The 3,035-nt window shown below is 58.5% G+C and carries 1 protein-coding gene; it reads right to left on the bottom strand.

Annotated features, from left to right (window positions below; all coding sequences use genetic code 11):
* Nucleotides 1–115: 115 nt before the first annotated feature.
* On the bottom strand, nt 116–2,596 hold the full coding sequence (locus ASC85_RS15270; protein WP_057450161.1) for a TonB-dependent siderophore receptor: 2,481 nt from the start codon (nt 2,594–2,596) through the stop codon (nt 116–118).
* Nucleotides 2,597–3,035: the final 439 nt, after the last annotated feature.

Consider the following 3,035-nt stretch of genomic DNA (forward strand, 5'->3'; position numbering starts at 1 on the left):
AAAAAAAAGCCTCAAAAAAAGCCCAAAAAAACGGCGTTCCCCATTTCTGAAGAAGCGCCGTTTTTTTAGTGACCAGCACTACGCACAAGGCGGGTCTATCTCACTCTCGCAAGAATCAGAACTCCGGGGTGTACTTCACCGAGAACATCAAGTTACGCGGATCACCGAAGTTGTTGTTGCCATTGAGCTGGTTGTAAGCGGACGTCAGGTACGTCTTGTCGAACAGGTTGTTGGCATTGACCGCCAAAGCGATTTCCGGCGTCAGCTGGTAGCCGACGCGGGCGTTCCATACGGTATAACCCGGGATTTCACGGTCATAGTCGTAAACCATCGTATGGCTTTGGGTGGTGAAGCCCAAGCCGGTGCTGACACGACTCCAGTCGCCGGTGAACTGATAGTTGCCCCACACGCGCAGCATGTGTTTTGGCGTCCAGGTGCTGTAGATACTGCCTTCGTTGTCCGGGTCCTTCAGGTACTTGGTGGTGTTGAAGGTGTAGCCCGCGAACAACTGCAGGTTGTCTATCACTTCACCACTGATTTCAGCATCGAAACCCTGGCTACGCACTTTCCCCGAGGCTGCCGAGCAGTCCGAGTTAACACACGCCGGATCAGAACTGTCGTCGATGGCACGGTTCTCGTGGTCGTAACGGAAGATGGCCAAGGAGGTATTGACCCGACCGTCCATCAACTCACCCTTGAGGCCGACTTCGTAGTTGGTGCCGACGATGGGCTTGAGCACCGTACCGTTGGTATCGTGCTCGGTTTGCGGCTGGAAGATGTCGGTGTAGCTGGCGTAAACCGCCCACTCACGGCTCAGGTCATAGATGATACCGCCGTAAGGCGTGACCACGCCGGTTTCAGTTCCGGTGCTTGGGTCGTTGCGAGTAATACCGTTGGCCGCAGTTTCGGTTTTCGATTTGTAGCTGAAGTCATACCAACTGACCCGAGAACCCAGCACCAGCGTCAGATCGTCGACCGGCTTGACGCGCCAGGTGCCGTACACACCCTTCTGGCGGATATCGTATTTGCTGAGAGTGCCTCGCCCGCCCGGGCTGTTGATCAGGCCCTCGTAGCTGATGTCCGGACGGTTGTTGTTCAGGTCAAAGATCGTGTCGCTGCTGTTGTTGAAAGTCCGGGCGAATTTATCATCCGTCTCCAACTGCGAGAAGTTGCCGCCCAGCATGACTTCCTGCTCCATCGACAAGGCTTCGAACTTGCCGTTCAGGTTCATGTCGAGACCAGACTTTGTCGACTGGAAATCGGTCACGAAGTCAGCATATTGCACACCTGTGCCATCAGGGTTGAGACCGACACCGCCATTTTGCGTTCGCTGGTTTTTCGCCTGGTTGTCTTCGGTCATGTACACGGCACCCACCTTGAACGCCCAGTCCTCGTTGAAACGATGCTCCAGGTCGGCATAGTAGGTGGTGACATCGATTTCTGAACGGTTCCAGCGCGCACCCGTGTAAGTCGAACGCGACACGTCCGGCATCGAACCGTCGGCGTAGCGTGGCAGGCCACGGATGTTGCCGCGCGATTCACCATCGGATTGGCTGACCGCGAAGCCCAGGGTGGTGTCTTCGCTCAGGTCGACGTCCAACGCACCGTACAGCGAGTGAGTCGTTGTCCATGCATGGTCGACGAACGAGTTGCTCTGGTCTTCGTCGATGACCACGCGGCCGCGGATGTTGCCGGCCTGGTTCAACGGGCCGCCAGCGTCCAATTGCAGGCCGTAGTGATCCCAAGACCCGGCCTTGCCGGTCAGGGTCACGGTCGGTGCGCTCTGGCCACGCTTGCGCACCAGGTTGACGGCGCCGCCGGGGCTGCCGGTGCCTTGCAGCAAGCCGGCCGCGCCACGCATGATTTCCAGGCGGTCGAAGAAGATCAGGTCCTGGGTCGCCCAGTTGCCCAGCGAATAGTTGTTACGCAGGATCGGCACACCGTCGTATTGCCAATCGTCAATCTGGAAACCGCGTGACGACAGGATCATGCCTTGGCCGACGCCCTGCAGACCGACGATGCCGGTGGTCTGGTTGACGGCGTCCTTGAGGCTGACCAGGTTCTGGTCATCCATCTGCTTGCGCGTCATCACGGTGATCGACTGGGGAATTTCCTTGAGGGTGTGGGTGCCCTTGCCGATGGTCACGGCGTTACTGGTGTAGGCATTGCTGCCTTCGGTCGTCGCGTCCAACGCTTGTGCGTTGATGGTGGTCGCACCCAGCTCAAGGCCTCCCGTGGCAGGGCCGCGCATCAGCATCAAGGTGTTGCCCTCGAGGCTGTAGCGCACCCCAGTGCCCTTGAGCAATTCGGCGATGGCCGCCTGCGGGCTCATCTTGCCGCTGACGCGGGTGCTTTTCAGGCCGGCCATGTCGGCGGCGTTATAGATCACTTGCTGGTTGGTCTGCTGACCGAACGCTTGCAATGCCTGCGGCAGCGGTTGCGCAGGGATGTTGATGCTGACGTCTTCAGCCATCACCTGAGCGCTGAGTGGCAGTACGCAGGCCAACCCCAGACCGGCCAACACCCGCCGCGAACGCACGCTGCGGGACATGACGAGTGCCTTGAACAGAGGTTTCAACTCATGAATTGCTGACATCAATGCTCTCTATTATTGGTAGAAGTAAAAGTCCATGGGGCCGAAGGGCCCGCCGCTCGCCAGCACACGTGAACCCGCACGGTCGATTGCCCCAGGGCAATGGTCAGTGCGTGGCCGACCGGCCCCTCCCCGGGCGCGGTCATCTGCTGGACGACGGCGAAATCTTTGCTGGACAGACCCGGTGCCTGGACGTCCTGCCCGACCTGATTTGCCCACATACCTAAGTAAGACGCAGCACTTGCCAAAAACCGGAATGAGTTTATTTATCATTCGCGAAGAAAATAAAAAAAACGACGCTTATGGGCGCCGGCCTTTTTAATCGATCGTTCCCACGCTCCCGCGTGGGAATGCCGCCTGGGACGCTCCGCGTTCCGCTTCAGGGAGGTGACGCAGAGCGTCACGGGATGCATTCCCACGCAGGAGCGTGGGAACGATCAAA

This window comes from Pseudomonas sp. Root401, assembly GCF_001425105.1.
GTDB classification, from domain to species: Bacteria; Pseudomonadota; Gammaproteobacteria; order Pseudomonadales; family Pseudomonadaceae; genus Aquipseudomonas; species Aquipseudomonas brassicacearum.

Excerpts from the sequence above, each read along its gene's own strand:
- ASC85_RS15270 (WP_057450161.1), bottom strand. The coding sequence starts at position 2,596 with ATGTCAGCAATTCATGAGTTGAAACCTCTGTTCAAGGCACTCGTCATG.